Annotated in this window: 24 protein-coding genes and 1 riboswitch; of the genes, 11 read left to right on the top strand and 13 right to left on the bottom strand. The window is 72.3% G+C overall.

Annotated features, from left to right (window positions below; translation table 11 throughout):
• Positions 1–29 precede the first annotated feature (29 nt).
• From OG776_RS23360 to OG776_RS23350, 3 genes are all read left to right on the top strand, one after another.
• Positions 30–953 carry a MurR/RpiR family transcriptional regulator gene (locus tag OG776_RS23360; protein ID WP_148009014.1) on the top strand — a complete coding sequence of 308 codons (924 nt, stop codon included), beginning with the start codon at positions 30–32 and terminating at the stop codon, positions 951–953.
• A 155-nt stretch (positions 954–1,108) separates the two neighbouring features.
• The gene (murQ, locus tag OG776_RS23355) at positions 1,109–2,056 is read left to right on the top strand and encodes an N-acetylmuramic acid 6-phosphate etherase (protein WP_148009015.1); all 948 of its coding nucleotides are present in this window, start codon (positions 1,109–1,111) and stop codon (positions 2,054–2,056) included.
• Positions 2,057–2,114: 58 nt separating this feature from the next.
• Complete coding sequence (locus OG776_RS23350; protein ID WP_148009016.1) at positions 2,115–2,702, top strand: hypothetical protein; 588 nt, start codon at positions 2,115–2,117, stop codon at positions 2,700–2,702.
• A gap of 106 nt (positions 2,703–2,808) precedes the next feature.
• On the opposite strand, the gene OG776_RS23345 is transcribed toward OG776_RS23350, so the two are convergent.
• The 6 genes from OG776_RS23345 to thrC all read right to left on the bottom strand — a co-directional run bounded on the left by OG776_RS23345 (position 2,809) and on the right by thrC (position 10,503).
• Positions 2,809–4,359 carry a carboxylesterase/lipase family protein gene (locus OG776_RS23345; protein WP_329322492.1) on the bottom strand — a complete coding sequence of 517 codons (1,551 nt, stop codon included), beginning with the start codon at positions 4,357–4,359 and terminating at the stop codon, positions 2,809–2,811.
• Positions 4,360–4,730: 371 nt separating this feature from the next.
• Entirely contained in the window at positions 4,731–5,906 is a 1,176-nt protein-coding gene (locus OG776_RS23340; protein WP_148009018.1) for an NADH:flavin oxidoreductase, read from the bottom strand.
• Between the two features lie 176 nt (positions 5,907–6,082).
• The gene (gene groL, locus OG776_RS23335; RefSeq protein WP_148009019.1) at positions 6,083–7,705 is read right to left on the bottom strand and encodes a chaperonin GroEL; all 1,623 of its coding nucleotides are present in this window, start codon (positions 7,703–7,705) and stop codon (positions 6,083–6,085) included.
• A gap of 412 nt (positions 7,706–8,117) precedes the next feature.
• The gene (locus OG776_RS23330) at positions 8,118–8,324 is read right to left on the bottom strand and encodes a cold-shock protein (protein ID WP_007493268.1); all 207 of its coding nucleotides are present in this window, start codon (positions 8,322–8,324) and stop codon (positions 8,118–8,120) included.
• 452 nt (positions 8,325–8,776) lie between these two features.
• Positions 8,777–9,052 (bottom strand): MoaD/ThiS family protein, encoded by a 276-nt coding sequence (locus tag OG776_RS23325; RefSeq protein WP_148009020.1) that lies wholly within the window; start codon positions 9,050–9,052, stop codon positions 8,777–8,779.
• A 122-nt stretch (positions 9,053–9,174) separates the two neighbouring features.
• Positions 9,175–10,503 carry a threonine synthase gene (gene thrC, locus OG776_RS23320; RefSeq protein ID WP_148009021.1) on the bottom strand — a complete coding sequence of 443 codons (1,329 nt, stop codon included), beginning with the start codon at positions 10,501–10,503 and terminating at the stop codon, positions 9,175–9,177.
• 17 nt (positions 10,504–10,520) lie between these two features.
• Positions 10,521–10,677: riboswitch (SAM riboswitch) on the bottom strand.
• 167 nt (positions 10,678–10,844) lie between these two features.
• Between thrC and OG776_RS23315 the strand changes: the two genes are divergently transcribed.
• Both OG776_RS23315 and OG776_RS23310 read left to right on the top strand, forming a co-directional pair.
• Positions 10,845–11,789, top strand: a complete 945-nt coding sequence (locus OG776_RS23315) for a glucosyl-3-phosphoglycerate synthase (protein WP_148009022.1) — start codon at positions 10,845–10,847, stop codon at positions 11,787–11,789.
• A 126-nt stretch (positions 11,790–11,915) separates the two neighbouring features.
• Positions 11,916–13,328 (top strand): alpha,alpha-trehalose-phosphate synthase (UDP-forming), encoded by a 1,413-nt coding sequence (locus tag OG776_RS23310; protein ID WP_329322491.1) that lies wholly within the window; start codon positions 11,916–11,918, stop codon positions 13,326–13,328.
• A 75-nt stretch (positions 13,329–13,403) separates the two neighbouring features.
• On the opposite strand, the gene otsB is transcribed toward OG776_RS23310, so the two are convergent.
• The 3 genes from otsB to OG776_RS23295 form a co-directional block, all read right to left on the bottom strand.
• Positions 13,404–14,279 carry a trehalose-phosphatase gene (gene otsB, locus OG776_RS23305; protein WP_329322490.1) on the bottom strand — a complete coding sequence of 292 codons (876 nt, stop codon included), beginning with the start codon at positions 14,277–14,279 and terminating at the stop codon, positions 13,404–13,406.
• 54 nt (positions 14,280–14,333) lie between these two features.
• Entirely contained in the window at positions 14,334–14,570 is a 237-nt protein-coding gene (locus tag OG776_RS23300) for a DUF3263 domain-containing protein (RefSeq protein ID WP_384962362.1), read from the bottom strand.
• 94 nt (positions 14,571–14,664) lie between these two features.
• Positions 14,665–15,930, bottom strand: coding sequence for an ABC transporter substrate-binding protein (locus tag OG776_RS23295; RefSeq protein WP_443077281.1), 1,266 nt, complete (start codon positions 15,928–15,930; stop codon positions 14,665–14,667).
• Positions 15,931–16,067: 137 nt separating this feature from the next.
• Here OG776_RS23295 and OG776_RS23290 point away from each other — a divergent pair, with 137 nt between their 5' ends.
• The 3 genes from OG776_RS23290 to OG776_RS23280 all read left to right on the top strand — a co-directional run bounded on the left by OG776_RS23290 (position 16,068) and on the right by OG776_RS23280 (position 19,210).
• Complete coding sequence (locus tag OG776_RS23290) at positions 16,068–17,018, top strand: ROK family protein (RefSeq protein ID WP_148009025.1); 951 nt, start codon at positions 16,068–16,070, stop codon at positions 17,016–17,018.
• Positions 17,018–18,163 carry an N-acetylglucosamine-6-phosphate deacetylase gene (gene nagA, locus OG776_RS23285; RefSeq protein ID WP_148009026.1) on the top strand — a complete coding sequence of 382 codons (1,146 nt, stop codon included), beginning with the start codon at positions 17,018–17,020 and terminating at the stop codon, positions 18,161–18,163. Before OG776_RS23290 ends, nagA begins: the two co-directional genes overlap by 1 nt.
• A gap of 117 nt (positions 18,164–18,280) precedes the next feature.
• Positions 18,281–19,210, top strand: coding sequence for a 1-phosphofructokinase family hexose kinase (locus OG776_RS23280; RefSeq protein ID WP_329322487.1), 930 nt, complete (start codon positions 18,281–18,283; stop codon positions 19,208–19,210).
• Positions 19,211–19,295: 85 nt separating this feature from the next.
• Here OG776_RS23280 and OG776_RS23275 read toward each other — a convergent pair whose 3' ends face one another.
• Positions 19,296–20,306 carry a carbohydrate-binding protein gene (locus tag OG776_RS23275; RefSeq protein WP_148009028.1) on the bottom strand — a complete coding sequence of 337 codons (1,011 nt, stop codon included), beginning with the start codon at positions 20,304–20,306 and terminating at the stop codon, positions 19,296–19,298.
• 128 nt (positions 20,307–20,434) lie between these two features.
• On the bottom strand, positions 20,435–22,126 hold the full coding sequence (cdgB, locus tag OG776_RS23270) for a diguanylate cyclase CdgB (protein ID WP_148009029.1): 1,692 nt from the start codon (positions 22,124–22,126) through the stop codon (positions 20,435–20,437).
• 372 nt (positions 22,127–22,498) lie between these two features.
• Here cdgB and OG776_RS23265 point away from each other — a divergent pair, with 372 nt between their 5' ends.
• The gene (locus tag OG776_RS23265; RefSeq protein ID WP_148009030.1) at positions 22,499–23,062 is read left to right on the top strand and encodes a flavin reductase family protein; all 564 of its coding nucleotides are present in this window, start codon (positions 22,499–22,501) and stop codon (positions 23,060–23,062) included.
• Positions 23,063–23,686: 624 nt separating this feature from the next.
• On the opposite strand, the gene OG776_RS23260 is transcribed toward OG776_RS23265, so the two are convergent.
• Positions 23,687–23,968 carry a hypothetical protein gene (locus OG776_RS23260; RefSeq protein WP_148009031.1) on the bottom strand — a complete coding sequence of 94 codons (282 nt, stop codon included), beginning with the start codon at positions 23,966–23,968 and terminating at the stop codon, positions 23,687–23,689.
• A gap of 108 nt (positions 23,969–24,076) precedes the next feature.
• Complete coding sequence (arfB, locus tag OG776_RS23255; protein ID WP_148009032.1) at positions 24,077–24,502, bottom strand: alternative ribosome rescue aminoacyl-tRNA hydrolase ArfB; 426 nt, start codon at positions 24,500–24,502, stop codon at positions 24,077–24,079.
• 205 nt (positions 24,503–24,707) lie between these two features.
• On the opposite strand from arfB, the gene OG776_RS23250 reads away from it, so the two are divergent.
• Both OG776_RS23250 and OG776_RS23245 read left to right on the top strand, forming a co-directional pair.
• Positions 24,708–25,283, top strand: a complete 576-nt coding sequence (locus OG776_RS23250) for a TerD family protein (protein ID WP_148009033.1) — start codon at positions 24,708–24,710, stop codon at positions 25,281–25,283.
• Positions 25,284–25,511: 228 nt separating this feature from the next.
• On the top strand, positions 25,512–26,057 hold the full coding sequence (locus tag OG776_RS23245; RefSeq protein WP_148009034.1) for a GNAT family N-acetyltransferase: 546 nt from the start codon (positions 25,512–25,514) through the stop codon (positions 26,055–26,057).
• Positions 26,058–26,059 lie beyond the last annotated feature (2 nt).

The following is a 26,059-nucleotide window of genomic DNA, read 5'->3' as shown; positions in this document are numbered from 1 at the left end:
GATACCCCAGCAGAAAATATCTTTCAGAGGTGACTCAAGAAGTGAAGGAAATTTTCGCCGGTGAGGCCCCGCCCGCTCCCGCCGCCCTCGCGGCCAAGGTGCGGACCCTGGCGCCGTCGATGACCCGCTCCATGCAGCGGGTCGCCGAGGCCGTCGCCGCGGACCCGGCCGGCTGCGCGTCCCTCACGGTCACCGGCCTCGCCGAGCTCACCGGCACCAGCGAGGCGACGGTCGTACGCACCGCCCGCCTCCTGGGCTACCCCGGCTACCGCGACCTGCGCCTCGCGCTCGCGGGCCTCGCCGCCCAGCAGCAGTCGGGCCGCGCCCCCGCGGTCACCGCCGACATAGCGGTCGACGACCCGATCGCCGACGTCGTCGCCAAGCTCGCCTACGACGAGCAGCAGACCCTCGCCGACACCGCGGCCGGGCTCGACACCGTCCAGCTCGGCGCGGCCGTCGCCGCCCTCGCCACCGCCCGCCGCATCGACATCTACGGGGTCGGCGCGTCCGGTCTCGTCGCCCAGGACCTCGCCCAGAAGCTCCTGCGCATCGGGCTGATAGCCCACCCGCACAGCGACCCGCACCTCGCCGTCACCAACGCGGTGCAGCTGCGCGCCAAGGACGTGGCCGTCGCGATCACCCACTCCGGCTCCACCGGCGACGTCATCGAACCGCTCCGGGTCGCCTTCGAGCGAGGGGCGACCACGATCGCGATCACCGGCCGCCCCGACGGACCCGTGACGCAGTACGCGGACCACATCCTCACCACCTCCACGGCCCGCGAGAGCGAACTGCGCCCGGCGGCGATGTCCTCGCGCACCAGCCAGCTGCTGGTGGTCGACTGCCTGTTCGTGGGGGTCGCGCAGCGGACCTACGAGACGGCGGCGCCCGCGCTGGCCGCGTCGTACGAGGCACTGGCCCACCGGCACACCCCCCGCAGGCGCGCGCGGTAGCGCGCCACCGGAGACCGGAACCGGCCGGGACCCGTACGGGAGCCCCGCGCCGCCCGCGCCCGGCCCGCCCCCGCGGACGGGCCGCGCACACCACCGCCCCAGCACCCCCGAAACGGCACCCCCTTGTCACCCCGCACCGGAAAGAGCCGCTCCACATGACCTCCACCGCCGACGCCTCCTCCAGCCACCACGATCTCCGTGCCGAGCTGGAGACGCTGACCACCGAGGCGTTCCGCCCCGAACTCTCCGAGATCGACCGGCTGCCGACGCTGGAGATCGCGAAGCTCATGAACACCGAGGACGCGACCGTGCCGGCGGCCGTCGCGGAGCGGCTCCCCCTCATCGCCGCGGCGATCGACGGCATCGCGGAGCGGATGTCCCGCGGCGGCCGGCTGATCTACGCGGGCGCGGGCACCGCCGGCCGCCTGGGCATCCTCGACGCCTCCGAGTGCCCGCCCACCTTCAACACCGACCCGTCCGAGGTCGTGGGCCTGATCGCGGGCGGCCCCGGCGCCATGGTCACCTCGGTAGAGGGCGCCGAGGACTCCAGGGAGCTGGCGGCGGCCGACCTGGACGCGCTCTCCCTGACCCCCGACGACACGGTGGTCGGCATCTCCGCCTCCGGCCGCACCCCGTACGCCGTCGGCGCCGTCGAACACGCCCGCACACGCGGCGCGTTGACCGTCGGCCTGTCCTGCAACGCGGGCAGCGCGCTCGCGGCCGCCGCCGAGCACGGCATCGAGATCGTCGTCGGCCCGGAACTGCTGACCGGCTCCACCCGGCTGAAGGCGGGCACGGCCCAGAAACTCGTCCTCAACATGTTCTCGACGATCACCATGATCCGGCTCGGCAAGACGTACGGGAACCTGATGGTCGACGTCCGGGCCTCCAACGAGAAGCTCCGCGCCCGCTCCCGGCGCATCGTCGCGCTGGCGACCGGTGCCCCCGACGAGGAGATCGAACGGGCCCTCACGGCCACCGGCGGAGAGGTCAAGAACGCCGTCCTCGTCCTCCTCGGCGGCGTCGACGGGCCGACGGCCGCCCGTCTCCTGACGGAGAGCGACGGCCACCTGCGCGCCGCCCTCGCGGCGGCACCGCACTGACCAGTGCCCGTCGCCCCGGCCCCACGGGATTGTCGGTGCGGCGTGGCAGGGTGGACGCATGAACCACGCACAGCTGACCGCCCTCGGCCGGGCCCTGCGCGTCCTCGGCGAGCACGGCGACGCGCTGAACGCCGACACCCCCGACGCGAAGCTGCACGAGGTCAAGGCCGACCTCAAGCGGGCCCTGGACCTGCTGGAGGAGACGGTCACCACGGCGGTGCCCACGACCCGCTGCGCCGAGCACCCGAACGGCCCGGTGGACGAGGGCGCCCCCGACCTCTGTCTGCTCTGCGAGACACGCCGCCGCACCGCCCGCCGCACCGAGGTCAACGACGCGTACGGGACCGCCCGGCCGGCCGGCCCGGGCGAGACCCCCGAGCGCACGATGTCCCGGTACGGCGTGCGCGCCGACCGCCCCCAGCCCCAGCAGCGCTGGCTCCCGGAGGTGTGGACGGGACAGGCCTGGACGCTGTGCGGCACCCCGCGCCGCGACCGTCAGGAGGCCGAGCGCTATCTCGCCGCGGAGCGCCGTACCCCCCGGCCGGGCATGGCCTACCGCCTGGTCCACGAGTTCACGGACTACGAGGTCCTGCGCATCTGGGGCACACCCGTCAAGGTCGACATCGAACCGATGGGGAACCTGTAGCCGGCCGGGTGCGCGGCCTGGCCGGGCCGACCGTCCGCTTCCCGGGTCGGGGCCCGGCCGACGGCCCCGCCCCCGCCCGGCCCCGCGGCCGTGGTACGCCGGGCGCTCACCCCAGCAGGGGCAGCGCCGGGAAGCCGTACCCCTCCCACAGTCCGCGCGCCGTCTCCCCGGGATAGCCGGTGACCACCGGATCGGCGTCGAGGACCTGCGTCAGACGCCGCTCGGGCCCGTACGCCGGCCAGCCCGGGTCACCCGTTCTCGCGAACGCCGTCCAGGACGTGCGCAGCAGCGACGAGAGGGCCAGCGCCTCCGGTGTGGGCCCGGCACCGGCGAACACCAGCGCGCCGAGGTCCGCGCCGAACGTGCCGAACAGCAGCGGGACGTCCAGGCCGTGGCAGGCGCCCAGCACACCGTCACCGCCCGGGGCCGGCCAGGCCAGTTCGTAGAGGTGCGCCCGGCCGCCGCCGGTGAGCTGCGCCTCCGCCAGGTGCAGGGAGGGCATGGCGAACAGCCAGTCGGTGTGGACGCGTTCGTACAGCTCACCGGGCGAGGCGCCGGGGTAGGCCGCACGGTAGGCCCGTGCGCCGTCCGGGCCCGGTGCGAACCTGCGCAGGGCGGCCGTGGCGTCCTCGTCGGTGACCCTCCCGAGGGAGCCGCCGAGCACCATGAACAGCCGGAACTCGTCCCGGTTGTGCCCGGTGACCAGTTCCACGTCCCGCGCGGCCCCGGCCGCCAGCGCCTGCCAGGGCGTGACCGGCAGCACCTCGCCGTCGACCACCGGTGAGAAGGGCGTCAGCGTGTGGGCGACCGGTCCCCAGCGTTCCTCACGGGCCCGCATACCGGCGCCCACCGCCGCCCCCGCCTGGGGCAGCCGGCGCGGATCCACGGCGGCCAGGTCGGCGGCGGTCGGGCGCAGCCCCGCCTCGGCGGCGATGGCCGACGCGATGTCCCGGGCCAGCTCGTCCGAGAAGAACGGGCCCGGCACGGACTGCGCGATCGCCCGCCGGAACAGCCCGGCGGCACGGGGCATGGCCAGCAGCGACGCCACCGAACCGGCACCGGCGGACTCGCCGAAGACGGTGACCTGTCCGGGATCGCCGCCGAACGCCGGGATGTTCTCGCGCACCCACTCCAGGGCGGCGACCTGGTCGAGCAGGCCCCGGTTGGCGGGCGCCCCCTCGATCCGGGCGAAACCCTCGACCCCGACGCGGTAGTTGAGGGTGACGACGACGAGATCACCGTCGCGGGCGATGAGCCGGGCGTCGTAGCCGGGGCTGCCGGCGTGGCCCATCTTGTAGGCGCCCCCGTAGATCCACACCATCACCGGGCGGCGCGCGGCCGGGTCGGGGTCGGGGGTCCAGACGTTCACGGTCAGCCAGTCGTCGCCCGCCGGGCCGGCCGGCACACCGGTGCGGTCCGGGCCCGGTGTCTCCTGCGGGGGCGGCGGGCCGAAGGAGTACGCCTCCCGGGTGCCGTCCCAGGCCCGTGGCGGACGCGGTGCGGCGAACCGCGCCGCACCGACGGGGGGCCGCGCGAACGGGATGCCGCGGAAGACGGTCAGGCCGTCCTCGCGGCGGCCGCGCACGGCGCCGCTCGCGGTACGCACCACGGGCCCGGCCAACCCGGCGGCCCGCTCGGAGGACTCGGCTGTCGTCATGGGTGACCCCTCACTGACGGCTCGGCGCATCGACCCCGCCCACGGTACGAAACCGCGCGCGAACCGTCGCCGGCCACGCCGCTCCACCCACCCGCCTGCCCCGGCCCGGCCCCTGAAAGGCGGCCGGTTCCGGCCCGCGAAAGGCGCGGGCCCGGCACGCGTCGGCCCCGGCCCGGCCGTCCGGCGGATCCGCGGCCTGCTCCCCGCCGCCGGCCGGCCCTCACCCGAAGGCGGGACCGGACCGGGCGGTACGGGGACCGGGAGAGCCCGCGGGCGGGCGCCCCGTGGGCGAATCCTGTGGGCGGACCCGGAGCCGCGGACCAAGAGCCGGGCCCCGGGTCGGGCGGGCGGCCGGGCGTCGGGCCCGGAGGTCAGCTGAGCGTGCGCAGGGCCGCCGCGTCGTACGGCTTCAGCTCGTCGAAGCGGCCCGCGAGGACCTTCGCCGCCCACTCGGGGTCCTGGAGCAGCGCGCGGCCGACGGCGACGAGGTCGAACTCGTCGCGCTCCAGGCGGTCGAGGAGGTCGTCGATGCCCCGGACGGAGGAACCCTCGCCCTGGAAGGCCTTCAGGAACTCGCCGTCCAGGCCGACCGATCCGACGCTGATGGCCGGCTTGCCCGTCAGCTTCTTCGTCCAGCCCGCGAGGTTCAGGTCGGAGCCGTCGAACTCCGGGAGCCAGTAGCGGCGGGTGGAGGCGTGGAAGACGTCCACACCGGCCTCGGCCAGCGGGGCCAGGATCGCCTCCAGCTCCTCCGGGGTCTCCGCGAGCCGGGCGTCGTACGCCTGCTGCTTCCACTGCGAGTAGCGGAAGAGGACCGGGAAGTCCGGCGAGACCGCGGCGCGGACCGCGGCCGTGATCTCCGCCGAGAACCTGGCCCGGGCCACCGGGTCGCCGCCGTACGCGTCGGTACGGCGGTTGGTGCCGGACCACAGGAACTGGTCGAGCAGATAGCCGTGGGCGCCGTGCAGCTCGACACCGTCGAAGCCGATGCGCTCCGCGTCGGCCGCGGCCTTCGCGAAGGCCTCGATGACGTCGTCCAGGTCCTGCTGGGTCATGGCCCTGCCGGTGACCTCGGCGCCCTCGGTGGTCAGACCGGACGGGCCGACCGCCGGGGCGTCGGCGTACGGGGGCTGGCCGGCCTCGCGCACCATGCCGATGTGCCACAGCTGCGGCACGATCGTGCCGCCCGCCGCGTGCACCGCGTCCGCGACCTTCGTCCAGCCCGCGAGCTGCTCCTCGCCGTGGAAGCGCGGCACCCGGTCGCTCTGCCCGGCGGAATCGTGGCCGACGTACGTGCCCTCGGTGACGATGAGGCCGACACCCGCGGCGGCGCGGCGGGCGTAGTACCCGACGACGTCCTCGCCCGGAACACCGCCCGGCGAGAACTGCCGGGTCATCGGTGCCATCACGATCCGGTTCGGGACGGTCAGACCGTTCAGGGAGACGGGGCGGGACAGGATCTCTGCGGCGCGGGAGGCGGCGTTGGCAGTCACGTAGGGGGCTCCTCGGAGAGGTCGTTCGGTCGTCGGTGGCCTGTTGACGGGCATTCCGCACGGTATGTGCATGCGCATCGACCACCCGTCCCCTCAACCGCCCGGTCCGGCGCGACATTCCGGCGCCCTCCGGGGTGTTCTGTGACCCCGGACACGCCCGAGGGCGGCACCCCCTGGAAGAAGGGGGTACCGCCCTCGGAACGTCAGGACAGTGATCAGCCGGAGGCGGATCAGAAGTCCATGTCACCGCCCGGCATGCCGCCCGGAGCGGCCGCGGCGGCCTTCTCCGGCTTGTCGGCGATGACGGCCTCGGTGGTGAGGAACAGCGCGGCGATGGAGGCGGCGTTCTGCAGCGCGGAACGCGTGACCTTCGCCGGGTCGATGATGCCTTCGGCGATCATGTCGACGTACTCACCGGTCGCGGCGTTCAGGCCGTGGCCGACGGGAAGGTTGCGCACCTTCTCGACGATGACGCCACCCTCGAGACCACCGTTGACGGCGATCTGCTTGAGCGGGGCCTCCAGGGCGAGCTTCACGGCGTTGGCGCCGGTCGCCTCGTCACCCGTGAGCTCGAGCTTCTCGAAGACCGAGGAGGCCTGGAGCAGGGCCACGCCACCACCGGCGACGATGCCCTCCTCGACGGCCGCCTTCGCGTTGCGGACGGCGTCCTCGATGCGGTGCTTGCGCTCCTTGAGCTCGACCTCGGTGGCGGCACCGGCCTTGATGACGGCCACGCCGCCGGCCAGCTTCGCCAGACGCTCCTGGAGCTTCTCGCGGTCGTAGTCCGAGTCCGAGTTCTCGATCTCGGCACGGATCTGGTTCACACGGCCGGCGACCTGGTCGGCGGAGCCGGAGCCGTCGACGATCGTGGTCTCGTCCTTGGTGATGACGACCTTGCGGGCGCGGCCCAGCAGGTCCAGACCCGCGTTCTCCAGCTTGAGGCCGACCTCCTCGGAGATGACCTCGCCGCCCGTGAGGATGGCGATGTCGCCGAGCATGGCCTTGCGGCGGTCACCGAAGCCCGGGGCCTTGACGGCGACGGACTTGAAGGTGCCACGGATCTTGTTGACGACCAGGGTCGACAGGGCCTCGCCCTCGACGTCCTCGGCGATGATCAGCAGCGGCTTGCCCGACTGCATGACCTTCTCCAGGAGCGGGAGCAGGTCCTTGACGTTGCCGATCTTGGAGTTGGCGATGAGGATGTACGGGTCGTCGAGCGACGCCTCCATCCGCTCCATGTCGGTGGCGAAGTACGCCGAGATGTAGCCCTTGTCGAAGCGCATACCCTCGGTGAGCTCCAGCTCCAGACCGAAGGTCTGGGACTCCTCGACGGTGATGACGCCTTCCTTGCCGACCTTGTCCATCGCCTCGGCGATGAGCTCGCCGATCTGGGTGTCGGCGGCGGAGATGGAGGCCGTGGAAGCGATCTGCTCCTTGGTCTCGACATCCTTGGCCTGCTCGAGCAGGGCGCCGGAGACGGCCTCGACGGCCTTCTCGATGCCGCGCTTGAGGGCCATCGGGTTGGCGCCGGCGGCCACGTTGCGCAGGCCCTCGCGGACGAGCGCCTGGGCGAGCACGGTCGCGGTGGTCGTTCCGTCGCCGGCGACGTCGTCCGTCTTCTTGGCGACTTCCTTGACCAGCTCGGCGCCGATCTTCTCGTACGGGTCCTCGAGCTCGATCTCCTTGGCGATGGAGACACCATCGTTGGTGATCGTGGGGGCGCCCCACTTCTTCTCGAGGACGACGTTGCGGCCCTTGGGGCCAAGGGTGACCTTGACGGCGTCGGCGAGCTGGTTCATCCCGCGCTCGAGACCGCGCCGTGCCTCCTCGTCGAACGCGATGATCTTGGCCATGTGAAGTGGTCCTCCCGGACTGGGGTGGATTGCTCCGGACCGCGCTGGCGCCCGCGACGGACGGCCTGCCTGCCCCGGTGGTTCCTTGCACCACCTGGCCTGCGGGCCTCACCGACCCGGTCCTTCGTTATCACTCTCACCTTCAGAGTGCTAACGCAATGATTAGCACTCGCCCCTGCCGAGTGCAAGCGACTCGGGAGGATCCCCAGGTGAACACGGGCGGCACGGCGGCCTCCCGGAGGGCCCCGCCGGTGAGGGCCGGAGGCCTCGCGGGGGCACGCGCACGCACCGGGGCACGGGCATCCGGACACACCGGCCCGCCGAGGGCGCGGACTCGCGGACATACCGAAGGGCTCGCACCCCAGGGGGATACGAGCCCTTCGTCACGTCGAACAGTCAGTCGGCGCGTGCTTCAGCCGGTCGCGAGCCGGACCATGTCCGCCTGCGGCCCCTTCTGGCCCTGCGAGATCTCGAAATCGACCCGCTGACCCTCTTCCAGGGTGCGGTAGCCGTCCATCTGAATCGCGCTGTAGTGGACGAAAACATCCGCACCACCGTCGACCGCGATGAAGCCGTACCCCTTCTCCGCGTTGAACCACTTGACGGTGCCCTGAGCCATGCCTAACTCCCCTATTACTGGCCCTTGCACAGGACCGCACTTCGCGGACCCGGGTCAGACCTCCACCCCCCAACGGTTGGGGGTGTGCGCCGGAACGCGTCGACCGCGGCTGAATGTATCTGTCCAACTGCCGTCTGCAACAGGTCAATCGGACGAGAATTCTGGGCACGGCCGATCGGGAATATAGGGAGGATCAGCGAAGATTCAGGGCAACTCGGGCCCCATAAACGCCACATAAGGCTCAAAAACGCCGGTCACTTTGGCTACTTCTTACCGCAGGCCGGACGTGAACTCATATGCACCCGGCATGGAAAACGCGGCGGGTTCCCCAATCGTACCGCGCTCAACCCTACAGAATTGCCCCCTCCGCTTCTCTCACGGAGGGGGCAATTCGATGAACTCTCGGTGATTGGCATTACCCACGGTAATGATCTCACCGTGGGTAACCGGCGTCAGCCTCCGGCGACGGCCGGGATGATCGAGACGCCCGCGCCGTCCGGCGTCGCCGTCTCCAGGCCCTGTTCGAAACGGACGTCGTCGTCGTTCACGTACACGTTGACGAACCGGCGCAGCCTGCCCTCGTCGTCCAGCACGCGCGCGGCGATGCCCGTGTGGTTCTTCTCCAGGTCGGAGATCACCTCGCCGAGGGTGCCGCCCTCGGCGGTCACCTCGGACCGGCCGCCGGTGTAGGTGCGCAGGATGGTGGGGATGCGGACGTTGACGCTCATGCGGTGACCTCCCGGTCGGATGGTGGCGTACGACTGGAGAGCACCCCGGCAGGGGCGCGCGGAACCGCGCGGCCGGCCTCCCGGGGGCCCGTGGCCGGAGAGCGGCCTCCCCGGCCGGACGGCTACGCGAGACCGGCCTCGCGGAAGGAGTCCAGGCTCGGCCGGATGGTCGCGGTCAGTCCCGTGCCCGCCACCGCGTCCAGCGTCTTCAGGCCGTCGCCGGTGTTCAGCACGACCGTGGTGAGCGTCGGGTCGAGCAGCCCGTTCTCGATGAGCTTCCTGGTCACGCCGACCGTCACACCGCCGGCGGTCTCGGCGAAGATCCCCTCGGTGCGGGCCAGCAGCTTGATCGCGTCGACCACCTGCTCGTCGTTCACGTCCTCCACGGCCCCGCCCGTCCGGCGCGCGATGTCCAGCACGTACGGGCCGTCCGCCGGGTTGCCGATGGCGAGCGACTTGGCGATGGTGTCCGGCTTCTGCGGCCGTACGACGTCGTGGCCGGCCTTGTAGGCGACGGACACCGGCGAACAGCCCTCGGCCTGCGCGCCGAAGATCTTGTAGGGCCGGTCCTCGACGAGCCCGAGCCTGATCAGCTCCTGCAGCCCCTTGTCGACCTTCGTCAGCTGGGAGCCGGAGGCGATCGGCACGACGAGCTGGTCGGGGAGCCGCCAGCCGAGCTGTTCGCAGATCTCGTACGCGAGGGTCTTGGAGCCCTCCGCGTAGTACGGGCGCAGGTTGACGTTGACGAAGCCCCAGCCCTCACCGGCCGGGTCGCCGATCAGCTCGGAGCAGAAGCGGTTCACGTCGTCGTAGTTGCCCTCGATGCCGACGAGCTCGCCGCCGTAGACCGCGGCCATGACGACCTTGCCCTGCTCCAGGTCGTGCGGGATGAACACGCAGGAGCGGAAGCCGGCGCGGGCGGCGGCGGCACCCACCGCGCCGGCCAGGTTGCCGGTCGAGGAGCAGGAGAGGGTGGTGAAGCCGAAGGCGCGGGCGGCCTCGATGGCCTGCGCGACGACGCGGTCCTTGAAGGAGTGCGTCGGGTTGCCGGAGTCGTCCTTGACGAAGAGCCGGCCGGGGTCGACCCCCAGCTCGCGGGCGAGGTTGTCTGCCTTGACGAGCCTGGTCCAGCCCGGGTTGATGTTCGGCTTGTCGGCGACGTCGGCCGGAACGGGGAGCAGCGGCGCGTAGCGCCAGATGCTGGCGGGGCCGGACTCGATGCGCGCCCGGAGTTCTTCGGTGTCGTAGGCCGAGAAGTCGTAGGCGATCTCGAGCGGTCCGAAACACTCCTCGCAGGCGAAGACCGGGCCGAGCGGTACCCGGTGGCCGCATTCGCGGCAGGAGAGCGCCGTGGCGGGACCGAGATCGACGGTTCCGGCGGATCCGGTGGAAGCGGCCGGGGCGGTGGAGTTCGCGGTGTCCGGAGTGCTTGCGACAGTCTGCGCAGCCATGGAGGCGAGGCCCTTTCTCCTCATCTTCCTCACGACGCACTTCGCCGTGAGACGGATTTGGCACCTTCCCGAGCCGGGAGCCCCGCGACGCGATCGGTGATGATCGGTACGAGACCGGCTGGAGGGTTGCCGGGGCTTCATCGGGCCGTTTCCCTCTGCCCCTCTGGATGAGCGGTATTCGGTTGTTGGTCTTCAGTCCGGGACGATCTACGACATGCGATGGTCATCCGCGTTGTTCAAGACTGTAACCGAAGGCCAGGACAGTTGAGATAGTCGTCCGAACCGCGAGATGGATCACACCGTGAGAGACCGGGTGATCAGACAGTGAGGAGCCGCAGACCGTGCTGAAGGAAGTCGAGCGCTGGCTGGGCACACGCTCCTGGTCCGTGGCCGATCGCCCGCTCCACCGGATCATGTCCGCCAAACGTGCCTCGGGCTCCACGGTGAGCGTCGTGCTGCCCGCGCTGAACGAGGAGGAGACGGTCGGCGAGATCGTCGCCGCCATCCGTGCGGACCTGATGCGCCGGGTGCCCCTCGTCGACGAGATCGTCGTCGTCGACTCGGGCTCGACCGACCGCACCTCGGCGGTGGCCGCCGCGGCGGGCGCGCGCGTCGTGCACCGGGACGAGATCCTGCCCCGCATCCCGGCCGTACCCGGCAAGGGCGAGGTCCTGTGGCGGTCGCTCCTCGTGACGAGCGGGGACATCGTCTGTTTCATCGACGCGGACCTGAGGGAGTTCTCGTCGGACTTCGTCTCCGGGATCGTGGGCCCGCTGCTCACCGATCCTGGCGTGCACCTCGTCAAGGGGATGTACGACCGTCCGCTGGCCGGCGCCGCGGGCCAGGGCGGCCGGGTCACGGAGCTCATGGCCCGACCGCTGCTGAACATGCACTGGCCGCAGCTGGCCGGCTTCGTCCAGCCGCTCGGCGGTGAGTACGCGGCCCGCCGCTCGCTGCTGGAGCGGCTGCCCTTCCCCGTCGGGTACGGCGTGGAACTGGGCATGCTCGTCGACGCCCTGCACCTGGTGGGTCTCGACGCGCTGGCCCAGGTCGACGTGGGCCAGCGCATCCACCGGCACCAGGACGGGCAGGCGCTGGGCCGGATGTCCGCCGCGATCTACCGCACGGCGCAGCTCCGGCTGGCCCGTGGTCATCTCGTCCGGCCGTCCCTCACCCAGTTCGAGCGGGGCGAGGACGGTTTCGAGCCGCGCACGTACTCGGTGGACACGGAGGAACGCCCCCCGATGGCCGAAATCTCCGAGTACGTGGAACGCAGGGCCGCGTGAACCGCGCCCCTGGTGAGGGGGCGGTGGGAGGCCCGACGGGTCCCACCGCCCGCCGGCGCGTGTCCTTCGTCGCATACGGCCGACGGGAACGTTTGAGCGTTTCGGTGCCGGGCTAGGTTTCGAGGCATGGCTTCAACGGCTTCACCGCACGGCACCCACCGGATCCTCGTCGCGTCCAACCGCGGACCGGTCTCCTACGAGGTGGGCGAGGACGGCTCGCTCCAGGCCAGGCGCGGCGGGGGCGGGCTGGTGTCGGGGCTCTCCGCGATCGGGCCGGACGCGGGCGCGCTGTGGGTGTGCTCGGCGCTCGGCGAGGGTGACCGCGAGGCGGTCCGGCGCGGGGTGGGCGAGGACGGCGTGCGGATGCTGGACGTCGACGCCGCGGTGCACGCCGACGCGTACAACGGCATCGCGAACTCCGTCCTGTGGTTCGTCCACCACATGCTGTACCAGACGCCGCTGGAGCCGGTCTTCGACCAGGAGTTCCGCCGTCAGTGGGCATCGTACGAGGCCTACAACGGCGCGTTCGCCCGGGCCCTGGCGGACGAGGCGGCCGAGGGCGCCGTGGTGATCGTGCAGGACTACCACCTGACCCTGGTCCCGGGCATGCTCCGGGAACTCCGGCCCGACCTGCGCATCGGCCACTTCTCGCACACCCCGTGGGCGCCGGTCGACTACTTCCGGATGCTGCCCGACGACATCGCCGGGCAGGTGCTGCGCGGCATGCTCGGCGCGGACCGGCTGGGCTTCCTGACGCGCCGCTGGGCGGACGCGTTCACCGCCTGCTGCGAGGCGCTCGTCGGCGGACTCGGCGACACCCGGGTCGGTGTGCACGGGCTCGGCGCGGACGCGGACTTCCTGCGCGGACGCTCCCACGAGCCGGACGTCGCCGAGCGGATGGCCGCGCTGCGCGCACAGATCGGCGAGGGCCCCGACGGCCGCGCCCGCCGGGCGATCGTACGGGTGGACCGCACCGAGCTGTCGAAGAACATCGTGCGGGGACTGCTGGCGTACCGGCAGCTCCTGGCGGACCGGCCCGAGTGGCGGGAGCGGGTGGTCCACGTGGCCTTCGCCTACCCCTCCCGCCAAGACCTGGCGGTCTACCGGGACTACACGGCCGCCGTGCAGACCCTGGCGGAGGAGATCAACTCCGAGTACGGGACGCCGGGCTGGACCCCGGTGGTGCTTCACGTCAAGGACGACTTCGCCCGCTCGCTGGCCGCCTACCGGCTCGCCGACGTGGCCCTCGTCAACCCCATCCGGGACGGCATGAACCTCGTCGCCAAGGAGGTGCCCGTCGTCTCCGACGAGGGGTGCGTGCTGGTGCTGTCCCGGGAGGCCGGGGCGTACGAGGAACTGGGCGAGGACGCGGTCCCGGTCAACCCGTACGACGTGGTCGGCACGGCGCGGGCCCTGCACGAGGCGCTGTCCCTGCCGGCCGGTGAACGGGCCGAGCGCACGAAGCGGCTCGCCGCGGCGGCGACGGCCCTGCCCCCGGCGCAGTGGTTCCTGGAGCAGTTGCGCGCGCTGGAGGACTGAGACCGCCGGAGCCGCCGCATCCCGGGCCGCGGACTCGCTTCGGGGTGCGGCGGACCGGGGTGCGGCGGGCCGGGACTACCGGTCCAGGCGCTCGGCCAGGGACCTCAGCAGCCCGACGACTCCGGCGGGGCCGTCGACCACCAGGTCGGCGCGTTCGGCGAGTTCCGCGACCTCCGAACTGCCGCTGCACACCAGCAGTCCCGGGACGCCGTCCGAGCGGAGTTTGTCGACGGCGGCGAAGGCGGGCAGGTCGCCGAGGTCGTCGCCCGCGTAGAGGACGGCCTCGGCGCCGACCTCGCGGACGTACTCCAGGAGGGCGACGCCCTTGTCCATGCCCGGCGGACGCAGTTCCAGGACCATCCGGCCCGGTTCGACGATCAGGCCGTGCCGGGTGGCGAGGTCGGCGAGGGGTTCACGCAGGGACTCGAAGGCGGCCTGCGGGTCCGCGGCGCGGCGGGTGTGGACGGCGACCGCGCGGCCCTTCTCCTCGACCCAGGTGCCGTGCCAGGCGCCGGCCCGGTCGAGGACCCCCGGCAGTTCGGCGCGGACGGCGGCCACGCCCGGATGGGGGGCGGGGGCGCTGACGGTGCCGGTGCGGGCGTCCCAGCGCTCGGCGCCGTAGTGGCCGAGGACGACGAGGTGGTCCAGTCCCGGCACCCCCGCGAAGCCGCCGTGGCGCACCGCGACCCCGGCGGGCCGGCCCGTGACGACCGCGACGGAGGCGACCTTCGGGGCGAGGGCCGCGAGGGCGGGGACCGCGCCGGGGTGGGCCCGGGCCTGTTCCGGGTCGGGGACGATGGGGGCGAGGGTTCCGTCGAAGTCGAGCGCGATCACGGTTCGGGCGGGGTGCGTGAGGATGGCCCGCAGTCCGTCCCTTCCCGTGGGGGTCGCCGGCGTGGGGACGGTGTCCGTGGTCTCGGGGTGTTCCGGGGATTCCGCATGACTGCCCATGCGCCGACCCTATCGGCGCGGCCGACCCCCCACCGGCCTTCCGCCTCCGCCGGGTCAGCGGTCGTCGCGGCGGGCCTCCCGGACCCGCCGCAACCGGTTCACCGTGACCGGATCGTGCGCCAGCGCCCGCGGATCGTCGAGCAGCGCGTTGAGAAGCTGGTAATAACGCACCGGCGCCAGCCCCAGCTGCTCCCGTATCGCCCGCTCCTTCGCCCCGGGCCCGGCGAACCCCCGCCGCTCCATGGCGAGAACCGCCCGCTCCCGCGTCCCGAGCTCCTCCATGGCCGTCATGAGAAGCACGGTAGCCCCCGCCACCGACACCCGCCCGACCGTCGGCCCGTCGGCCCGGTCCCCGCCAATCCGGCCGGGACCGGGCCCCGGCCCATCAGTCCCGGCTGTCCCTGATCGTCGCCGTCCGCTGCAGCTCGCCCAGCACTCCGGCCGGGCTGCCCCCCGGGGCGACCGCCTTGCCGATGTCCTGCTTGATGTCCGCGCTGACGGATGCCCAGGAGGTCTTGCCGACCGGGTAGAGCCGCGAGGAGGGCAGCTCGTCGAGGAACGGGGCGAGATCCTTGTCGTGCGCGTCCGCGCTCATCGCCTGGGACGCGGACGTCGTCACCGGCAGCAGGTCGTACTCGTGGGAGAACGCGAGCACGTTCTTCTCGCTGTAGACGTAGTCCAGGAACGAGCCGATCTGCTCCCGGTGCCCGTTGTGCTTGAACGCCATCATCCAGTCGGCGACACCCATCGTCGCCTTCGCCCGGCCGTCGACACCCGGCATCGGCACCATGCCGAACTTCACGCCCTTGTCGGCCGCCGCCTTCATCAGCGTGGGGTGCCCGTTGAGCATCCCGACCTCGCCCCGGGCGAACGCCGCGAAAGCGTCTCCACGGTTGAGCTTGGCAGGTGCGACGGGTCCGGTGAGTCCCTTGCCGACCAGTTCGTTCTTGAGCCAGCTGAGGGTGTCGACGTTCTCCGTCGAGTCGAGGTGGTACGTGCCGACGTCGTCCGTGTAACCGTCGCCGCCGCTCAGCAGCCACTGCATGGTCTCCGCCTGCGCCTCCTCCGGGCCCAGCGGCAGCGCGTACGGGAACTTCACGCCCCGCGACTTGAGGACGCTCGCGTCGGCCGCGAGCTCGCTCCAGCTCTGCGGCGGGGTGAGGCCGGCGTCGGCGAAGAGCTTCTTGTTGAAGAACAGCAGCCGGGTGGAGGCCGCGAACGGCATCCCGTACTGCACCCGGTTCATCTGCCCCGCCTCGGTGAGCTGGGAGACGAAGTCGGCCTGGACCGGTATGGAGAGCACCTGATCGGCGCTGTAGAGCTGGTCCCTGGCGGCGTAGTCGGCGTACGCGCCGATCTGGGCCATGTCGGGCGCCCTGCCCGCCGCCACCCGCTCGCGGACCTTGCGGTCGACGTCGGTCCAGGGGTAGACGGTGACGTCGACACGCACCCCCGGGTGAGCCTTCTCGTACCCCTTGACCAGCGTGTCCCAGTACTTCTGGGAGGTGTTGGCCGTGGAGTCGCCGTAGTCGGCGGCCACGAGTTCGAGGGTCACGTCCCCGGACCCGTCCGAGCTGCCGCAGCCCGCGAGGGTCGCTGTCATACCCAGCGCGGACACCGCCGCGACCAGTCCTGTCCTCCGTCGCTGCACCCTGTCGTCTCCCGCCCCTGCGCCGTGTTGCCGTCTTTGCTTCTGCGTCCATTGCATCCGTCTCGGAATGCGGATACAAGGTCTACACCACGTGAGTGGACTAGACCTCTCCTGGGGTAAGGGGCGAGACTGTCCCCGTGAGACATGTCATCGCCCTCGATGTGGGCGGCACCGGGATGAAGGCCGCCCTGGTCGGGCCGGCGGGCGAGCTGCTCCACCAGGCCCGCCGCGCCACCGGCCGGGAACGCGGCCCGGACGCCGTGGTCGACGCGATCCTCGACTTCGCGGCCGAGCTGCGCGCCCACGGCGAGCGGCACTTCGGGACCCCCGCGACGGCCGCCGGGGTCGCCGTCCCCGGCATCGTCGACGCGGACAGCGGCACCGCCGTCTACTCGGCGAACCTCGGCTGGCGCGACGTACCGCTGCGCCGGCTGCTCGGCGAGCGGCTGGGCGGGGTGCCGGTGGCCCTCGGACACGACGTGCGCACCGGCGGCCTCGCGGAGGGCCGGATCGGCGCCGGACGGGGGGCCGACCGTTTCCTGTTCGTCCCGCTCGGCACCGGCATCGCGGGCGCCATCGGCATCGGCGGCACGGTCGAGGCGGGCGCGCACGGCTTCGCCGGCGAGATCGGCCACATCGTCGTACGCCCCCAGGGCACCCCGTGCCCCTGCGGACAGCACGGCTGCCTGGAGCGGTACGCGTCCGCGGCGGCCGTGAGCCAGGCCTGGGCGGAGGCCTCCGGATCACCCGACGCCGACGCGGCGGACTGCGCGAAGGCCGTGGAGTCGGGGGACCCGCGGGCCGTACGGGTCTGGCAGGACGCCGTCGACGCGCTCGCCGACGGACTCGTCACCGCGCTCACCCTGCTCGACCCGCGCACCCTGATCATCGGCGGCGGGCTCGCCGAGGCCGGGGACACCCTGTTCACGCCCCTGCGGGCCGCCGTGGAACGGCGCGTCACCTTCCAGAAGCTGCCGTCGCTCGTCCCCGCGGCCCTCGGGGACACGGCCGGCTGCCTGGGCGCGGGCCTGCTCGCCTGGGACCTGCTCGAAACTCCCCTCACCGACCGCTCGGAGGTAACCACCTGATGGCCCCTAGCAAGGTTCTCTCCGGTGCCAGGGTGGTCCTGCCCACCGGAGTCGTGGACGGCGGACGCGTGATCGTCGACGGCACGCGCATCGCCGGGAGCGCCGGCGAGGACACCCCGGTCACCGATCTGTCGGGCCACTGGCTCGTCCCCGGCTTCGTCGACCTGCACAACCACGGCGGCGGCGGCGCCTCCTTCACCTCCGGCACCGTGGAGGAGGTCCTGCGGGGCGTGCACACGCACCGGCTGCACGGCACCACCACGGTCGTCGCCTCGACCGTGACCGGCGACATGGACGGACTGGCGCAGCGCGCCGGACTGCTCTCCGAGCTGGCCGAGCAGGGCGACATCGCGGGCATCCACTTCGAGGGCCCGTTCATCTCGCCGTGCCGCAAGGGCGCGCACTCCGAGGAGCTGCTGCGCGACCCGGACCCGGCCGAGGTCCGCAAGCTGATCGACGCCGCGCGCGGCCGGGCCCGGATGGTCACCCTCGCCACCGAACTGCCGGGCGGTCTCGACTCCGTGCGCCTGCTGGCAGAGCACGGGGTGATCGCGGCCATCGGGCACACCGACGCGACGTACGAGCAGACGGTGGAGGCCATCGACGCGGGCGCGACCGTGGCCACGCACCTGTTCAACGCGATGCCCCCGCTCGGCCACCGCACCCCGGGGCCCATCACCGCCCTCCTGGAGGACGAGCGGATCACCGTCGAGCTGATCAACGACGGGACCCATCTCCACCCGGCCGCCCTCCAGCTGGCGTTCCATCACGCGGGCGCGGACCGGGTGGCGTTCATCACCGACGCCATGGACGCGGCGGGCTTCGGCGACGGCCGCTATCTGCTCGGCCCGCTGGAGGTCGAGGTCAGCGAGGGGGTCGCGCGCCTGGTGGAGGGCGGCTCGATCGCGGGCTCCACGCTCACCCTGGACCGCGCCTTCCAGCGGGCGGTCACCGTCGACCGGCTGCCCGTCGAGGACGTCGTCGCGGCCCTCTCCGCCAACCCGGCCAGGCTGCTCGGCGCGTACGACCGGGTGGGCTCGCTGGAGCCGGGCAAGGACGCCGACCTGGTGGTCCTCGACGCGGAGTTCGCCCTCAAGGGCGTGATGCGCCGGGGCGAATGGGTGGTCGATCCCCAACTGGGCTGATACATCCCTTTGTTGTCACGCGGCGGTCGGCCCGGGGGACTGGGCCGACCGCCGTCGCGTTTGGCATGATCGTGCCTCCGGAACTGTCGGCAAGCACATCGGGGGAGGTCGGCGCAGGTGATCCTCACGGTCACACTGAACACCGCGGTCGACATCACCTACCGCGTACGGGCCCTGCGGCCGCACTCCTCGCACCGGGTGAGCGAGGTGACCGAACGCCCGGGCGGCAAGGGGCTGAACGTGGCCCGGGTGCTCGCCGCGCTCGGCCACCGGGTGACGGTCACGGGCTTCTCGGGCGGGGTCACCGGCCGCTCCCTCCGGGAGCAACTCACCGGCTGCGCGGGCCTGGTGGACGCGCTGGTCCCGGTGTCCGGCCCGACGCGCCGCACGATAGCCGTGGTCGACACGGCCTCGGGCGACACCACGCAGCTCAACGAACCCGGCCCGGAGGTAACCCCCGCGGAGTGGGCGGCCTTCCAGGAGACGTACGGGCATCTGCTGCGCTCCGCCTCGGCGGTGGCCCTCTGCGGCAGCCTGCCACCGGGGGTGCCGGTGGGCGCGTACGCGGGGCTGGTTCGCGCGGCCCGCGCGGCGGCCGTCCCCGTCCTGCTCGACACCAGCGGCGAGCCGCTGCGCCGGGGGGTCGCCGCCCGCCCCGACATCGTCAAGCCGAACGCCGACGAGCTGGCCGAACTCACCGGCTCCCACGAGCCGTTGCTGGCCACCCGGGACGCCCGCAGGCGCGGCGCGCACGCCGTGGTGGCCTCCCTGGGCGCACGCGGTCTGCTCGCCCGCACCCCGGAGGGCCTGTGGCGGGCCGCCCCGCCCGGCCAGATGCGCGGCAATCCGACGGGCGCGGGCGACTCGGCGGTCGCGGGCCTGCTGTCGGGCCTGGTGGAGAACCTGCCCTGGCCGGAACGCCTGGCGCGGGCCGTCGCCCTGTCCGCGGCGACCGTACTCGCCCCGGTGGCGGGCGAGTTCGACCGTCAGGCGTACGAGGCACTGGCGGACCGGATCGCGGTGACGGAGGACGCGACGGCCGCGTGAGCGCCGTCACGCGGCAGCGGCCGCACAGGGGGCCGGTCCGCGTCCCGCCGCCCGGTCCGGGCGGACGAGACTCTGCGGACACGACCTAGTTCTTGACCTGACCCTTTTTCAGCGAGAGCTGGTCGAGCAGGACGTTGCAACTGTCGCCGTCCCCGCAGGAGATGGAGATCGTGTTGGTGCCCTTGGTGAGGGTGGGATACGCGTAGGTCTTCGTCCAGCCCTTCGCGAAGTCACCGTCGGCCGCGCCCGTGAAGTTGGTCATGTTCAGCTTGCTGCCGAACACCTTCCCGTTGATCGTGAGCGTCATCTTCGCGTCGGCGCCGGCCGTGCTGTAGCGCGCGAAGAGGGTGTAGTCGCCGTTCTCGGGGATGCCGTTCACGGTCCAGGTGACCTGCGCCCCGGGTGCGTTGAGGCCGCTGACATAGGTGCCGCCGTCGGACTTGGCGCCCGGGACGTCCGACGCCGTGGAGACACCGGCGCCCAGGTTCAGCGCCTTCGCGTCGATCTTCGGCAGCTCCGCCTCGGAACCGCCCGGCTCACTGGCCGACGCGCTCGCCGAGGCGCTCTGCGAGGCCTGCGGGGACGAGCCCGCCGCGTCGTCGCTCTTGCCGTCGTTCGAGTCGCCGCCCATCATCGCGATGCCGATGCCGATGACGACGGCCGCGACGACGGCGATCGCGCCGATCAGGAGGCCCTTGGTGTTGGGGCCGCGACCGCGGCCGCCGCCGGCCGACTGCCGGGAGGCGGGCGCACCGCCGGGGGCCGTCTCGGGCGCCGAGTGGTGCGCGTTCGGACGGCCGTAGCCGGGCTGCTGCTGGGTGGGCTGGCCGTAGGCGGCCGGCTGACCGTACGCACCCTGCTGCGGAGCCTGGCCGTAGGGCGCGGTGGGCGCGGCGGCCTGCTGCTGGCCGTAACCGTTCTGCTGCTGTCCGTACTGGCGTTCGCCGACCGCTCGCACCCGGTTGACCGAGCCCGGGTAGCCGTAGCCGCCGCCTCCGCTGGGCGGGGTGGCGCCGTTGGCCTGACCGTCGGCGTACAGGTAGCCGAACGGGTCGTCGTCCTCGGGCGTGCTCGCGCCGTTGCTGCCGGGCGTCATCCCTAGGTACTCCTCAACAGGTGCGGTACAGATGCGGTCCACGAAATGAAGCACGTGAAGGGCGAGCCTACCCGCTCCCAGGGGGCCAAACGGGTGGCCTTCACCGCATCAACCCACTGACCTGTGACTTATCCGGCACGCCGATGCTGTTTGGGACGAGAACGTTTCTCCACGTACATCCGTTCGTCAGCGGATTTCAAGACCTCGTCCGCCGTCATGCCGCAGTGTGCCCATCCGATGCCGAAGCTGGCGCCCACCCGGACCGCCCGGCCGTCGACCCGGATCGGCGGGATGATCGCGTTCCGCAGCCGTACGGCGAGGTCCGCGGCGTCCGCCCGGCCGAGGCCGTCGGCGAGCACCACGAACTCGTCACCGCCGAGCCGGGCGACCGTGTCGCCGTCGCGGACGCCGTTGGTCAGGCGCCGGGCGACCTCGATGAGCACGGCGTCGCCCGCGTTGTGACCGAACCGGTCGTTGATCGACTTGAAGCCGTCCAGGTCGCAGAAGAGCACCGCGAGCCCCTTGGCCCCGTCGTCCGTCTCACCCTCGGGCGCGACGGTGTGCACATGGTGGTCGAAGGCGTCGTACGCCGCCGTGCCCGGCCGGAAGTCGAAGCCGTGCGCCGCGGCGTGCCCGTCGAAGGCGCCGTGCTCGGCCGGCTGCTCCGCGTACGGTCCGTGACCGTAGGCGGCGTCCAGCGACTCGACCGCGCCGGGCTGCAGGGCCTGCGGGCGCTGGCACAGCCGGGCGCCGAGGCGGGAGCGCAGCTCCGCCGAGTTCGGCAGGCCGGTGAGCGAGTCGTGCGAGGCGCGGTGGGCGAGCTGCAGCTCGCGGCGCTTGCGCTCCTCTATGTCCTCGACGTGCGTGAGCAGGAAGCGCGGGCCGTCGGCGGCGTCCGCGACGACGGAGTTGCGCAGCGAGACCCACACGTAGGTGCCGTCGCGGCGCCCGAGCCTGAGCTCGGCGCGGCCGCCCTCGGCCGAGGTGCGCAGCAGGGTGCCGATGTCCTCGGGGTGCACGAGGTCGGAGAACGAGTAGCGGCGCATCGCGGAGGCGGGGCGGCCGAGCAGACGGCACAGGGCGTCGTTGGTGCGCAGGATGCGGCCGTGCTGGTCGCCGCCCATCTCGGCGATGGCCATGCCCGAGGGCGCGTACTCGAAGGCCTGGCGGAAGCTCTCCTCGCTGGCGCGCAGGGCCTGCTGCTCGCGCTCCAGGCGGACCAGGGCGCGCTGCATGTTGGCCCGCAGACGCGCGTTGCTGATGGCTATCGCGGCCTGGAAGGCGTACATCTGCAGGGCTTCGCGGCCCCAGGCGCCGGGCTGCCGCCCGTTGCGCGGCCGGTCCACCGACAGGACGCCGATCAGTTCGCCCGTGTTGCCGCCGACGCCGGGGGTGTACATCGGCGCGAAGAGGCGGTCGGAGGGGTGCCACTCGTCCTCGAAGCGGGGCGCGGGGCCGTCGGTGTACCACTGCGGTACGTCGTCGTCGTCGAGGACCCAGCCCTCGGTGTGCGGTATGAAACGCAGATCGCCCCAGGCCTCGCCCATGGCGAGCCGGCGGTCCCAGGAGGCGCGGGAGCCGACCCGGCCGGTGATGAGCGCCTCGGCGGCGGAGTTGCCGGCGAGCGCGGCGGCCACGAGGTCGCCGTCGGGGCGTACGAGATTGACGCACGCCAGCTCGTAGCCGAGGCCCGTGACCACGCCGTCGGCGACGGTCTGCAGCGTGTCCGCGAGGCTCCGCGCGGTGTTCATGTCCGCCATCACCTGATGCAGCTGCCGCAGGGTCGCAAGACGGACGTAGGGCTCCGACTCGGTATCCATTCGCCCTCCCCTCGAGACCTCGCAGCAACTCCAGGGTTGTCTTCGGCGTACCTGGTTCTCTGTACCGGTTCCCTGTACCTGGGTTCTCTTACGCGTACTGGTTGGTAGCTTCCTGCATGGCTTCCCCGCCACTGAATCACAGCGCGCTGCCCACTCGGTACACAGGGTCAACAAAATATGGCACCTGTGACTCAAGTCACAGCGTAAGATGAACAATTGAGTGGGGTTTCTGCATTTTCCCCGTGTGTTAACTGAACACATATTTAGATGCCGTGCAGACACTGTGAGCGGTTGTGTCCGTCCTGGGACCTAGGACCTGGCTCGGCCCGAGGTCCGATGTGGACGTCCCGGGTCGGAGACTAGCGTTTCGGCGTGCTGAACACTCCCCCTGCCGTTCCCTCCGCTCCCTCCGTGCATGCTGAGGGGGTGAGCAACGACGAGTTCCGCGCGGCCATGTCCCGGCTGGCCGCGGGCGTGGTCCTGGTGACCGCGCACGAGCCCGCGCTGGATCCGGAGGGCCCCGGCGGCGAGGACGTCGGCATGACGGCGACGGCGTTCGTGTCCGTCTCCCTGGACCCGCCGCTGGTGCTCGTCAGCCTGCGCGAGGGCTCCCGCATGGACGACCTCCTCGACGAGCAGCCCCTGTGGGGCGTCTCCGTGCTCGCCGAGAGCCAGCGCCACATCGCGGGCCGCTTCGCCATGAAGGGCCGCATCAGCGACCGTCTGCTCTTCGAGGACATCCCGTACACGCGCGGCGAGGCGGCCGGGGCGCCCCTGGTGGGCGGCGCCCTGGCGACCCTGGAGTGCCGCACCGAGCAGCGGGTCACCGCCGGTGACCACACCCTCGTCGTCGGGCGGGTGCTGACGGCGTCGGTGCCCAGCGCCGACGGGGGGCCGCTGGTGCACTTCAAGGGGCGCTACCGCCAATTGGGCTGACGGTCCGCCGGAGATCACCCTCCGGCGCCGGCCGCGAGGAGCGCCTCCACGGGCCTCCCGCCGCCGTGCCGGGCCCTGACAGATCGTCGGGGACCGCCCCGGACACGGCGCCGCACCCGGTCGGCGGCCGTCGTCAGCAGGCCGCCGGGATTCCCGATCCCGCCGGAGTCCGCCCGGCTGAGCCCGGGTCAGGCCTCCTGGGCGGCGTCGTGGCCTCCGCGGGCGGGCCGGGCACGCGGTGGGCGACGGCCCGCGGACGGCCGCGACGCGATGCGTATCGCCCGGTGCGGAATTCGTTGCCGTCCCCTACGCCGTTCGTCGCGCGATCCTTCCGCGCGAGTCGTCGCGGGCCCCTTGCGCGGGTCGTCGCGCCGTTCGTCACGCGGCTCGTCGCGGCGCCTTCGAATTGATTCGCTTTCGCATTCCGGGGGGTGTTCCGGGACGTGTTCCCGTCCGCGTTCCGGCCCGTTTTCCGGCCCGTCCCGGCGTCGTTCTCAGGGTTCTCGCGGTTCTCGCGGTTCCCCTTCGGAATTCGCTGTCGCTCATCCGCCGCCTCGCCCCGCCGGGCCCGCGGTCCTTCGTTCCGTCGGTGGACCGACGGGACCGCGGGCGCCGGACGGGACGTCAGGCCTCCGGCACGGCGCTCAGCCGCAGCCGGCCGGGGTCTCCCGCCCGCTCCACCTCGACCTCGGTCACGGAATCGTCGCCGAAGCGAAGGGTGAAGTACGGGCTGGCCTCGATCAGGAACTGCATGTCCTCCCGCGCGCCCCTGTCCAGCGGCGGCGAGACGACGGCTTCCCACGCCCGTGAGCCGGGCCCGGCGGCCAGCCGGACGGGGATCCGTGCCAGGCAGCTCGATCGGTTGGCCCACCACTCCAGATGCGCTCTGTCCTCATTTCCGTCCATTCCCCGAGCGTAGCCACGAGTGGTCGACTCGGCCCGTCGCTCAATACGCGTACGGTGCCGGGCGTTTCGCGCGGCGGCCGCCGGGGCGGCGGTCCACGGCGCGCGAGCTCATCCCCAGTCGCGCCCGGAGCGCCCGCGCTTGGTGTCCGAGCGCTGCTTCTTCTCCCGCAGCCGTCGCTCGTTGATGCCCCGGGGGATACGGGTGGCCCGGCGCGGCTTGGGCGGCACCGTCGCCTCGGCGAGGAGGGAGGCGAGCCGTACGGCCGCGGTCTCGCGGTTGCGCCACTGCGAACGGTGCTCCGAGGAGCGCACGCTGATCACGCCGTCGACGAGCCGCCCGGCCAGCTTGGCGAGCGCCCGCTCCTTCCAGACCGGGGGCAGCGCCTCGGTCTTCGCGAGGTCGAACCGCAGCTCGACCTGCGAGTCGGTGGTGTTGACGTGCTGTCCGCCCGGCCCGCCGGACCGGGAGAAACGCCACATGAGCTCGGCCTCGGGCAGGGAGACGGAGCCGCGGATGACATAGGGACCGGACATGGGTTCATGGTCCCCCGGATGTCCGGTCCACGTCACCCACTTTTCGCGCGGGCCCCGCTCGACGCGAAGGTAAAGAAAGTAAAGACAGCCGGAACCTTCGGCACCCCTCTTGGCGTTCTTAGGGGTAGCTGTAGCTTCGTGGCCGTACGAAGCCCAACCGTACGGGCACACCGCGCGTACGCAACGAGGGAAGGGACTCCCAACAATGGCTGTAAGCCTGTCCAAGGGTGGCAACGTCTCGCTCACCAAGGAGGCTCCGGGCCTGACCGCCGTCACCGTGGGCCTCGGCTGGGACGTCCGTAGCACCACGGGCACCGACTTCGACCTCGACGCCTCGGCCATCGCGGTCAACCAGCAGGGCAAGGTCTACTCGGACGCCCACTTCGTCTTCTTCAACAACAAGCAGACCCCGGACCAGACCATCGTCCACACCGGTGACAACCGCACGGGCGAGGGCGCGGGCGACGACGAGGCGATCAACGTCAACCTGGCGGGCCTCCCCGCCGACGTCGACAAGATCGTCTTCCCGGTCTCCATCTACGACGCGGAGACCCGCTCGCAGAACTTCGGCCAGGTCCGCAACGCCTACATCCGCATCGTCAACCAGGCCGGCGGCACGGAGATCGCCCGCTACGACCTCTCCGAGGACGCGGCGACGGAGACCGCGATGGTCTTCGGCGAGCTCTACCGCAACGGCGCGGAGTGGAAGTTCCGCGCGGTCGGCCAGGGCTACGCGTCGGGTCTCGCGGGCATCGCCCAGGACTTCGGCGTCAGCGTCTGATCCGTCCCCGCGCGCCGGAAGAGCCCCTGACCCGCATCGCCGGGCCGGGGGCTCTTCGCGTGAACGACCCGGGCACCCCCGGCCCGTCCGGCCATCGAGGACGAACCCGTCGGGCTACGGTGCCGGGTCCGGTGGGCGGCGGCCGGGTCCGGTGGGCGGCAGCCCCTTCGCGGGGCCCGGCGAGGGCGGAGCCGTCCACAGCCGGGTCCGGCGATTAGCCTGCACCGCGTGATCCTCGAATCCCTGCCCCTCACCCCCGGCCACGACATCCCGGGTCCGCTCCTGACCGAACTCACCGCCCTGCACGTCTCCAACCGGGAATTCAACGCCCTGAGCGGCGACTTCCCCGATCCGGACGACATCCGTCCGGAGCAGGTCGCGGAGGCGCTCGCCGAGGAGGCGGCCCAGCCGGGAGGTGAGTTGCTGCTCGCCCGCGGCGGGGGCCGGCTGGTCGGGTTCGCCCTCACCCTGGCGCACCACCCCGACCCGGCGGACCCGGACCCGTGGATCGGCCTGCTCCTGGTGGACGCGCACGAGCACGGCAAGGGATACGGCAGGGCACTGGCGGCCGGTGTCGAGGAACGGTTCCGGTCCGCGGGCCGCACCGGACTGCGCCTCGCCGCCCTCGACAACAACCCCAAGGGCCTCGCCTTCTGGACCGCCCTCGGGTACGAGGTGATCGACCACCGCGAGGACCTCCGGCTGGGCCGTCCGTGCGCGGTGCTGCGCAAGGCGCTGGGCTCCCCCGGCTCCGGCGGGGCCGGCACCCCGTAGGC

This window comes from Streptomyces sp. NBC_01689, assembly GCF_036250675.1.
Lineage (GTDB): Bacteria > Actinomycetota > Actinomycetes > Streptomycetales > Streptomycetaceae > Streptomyces.
The sequence above is the reverse complement of the archived record's forward strand: the minus strand, read 5'-3'. Positions and strand labels throughout refer to the sequence as shown.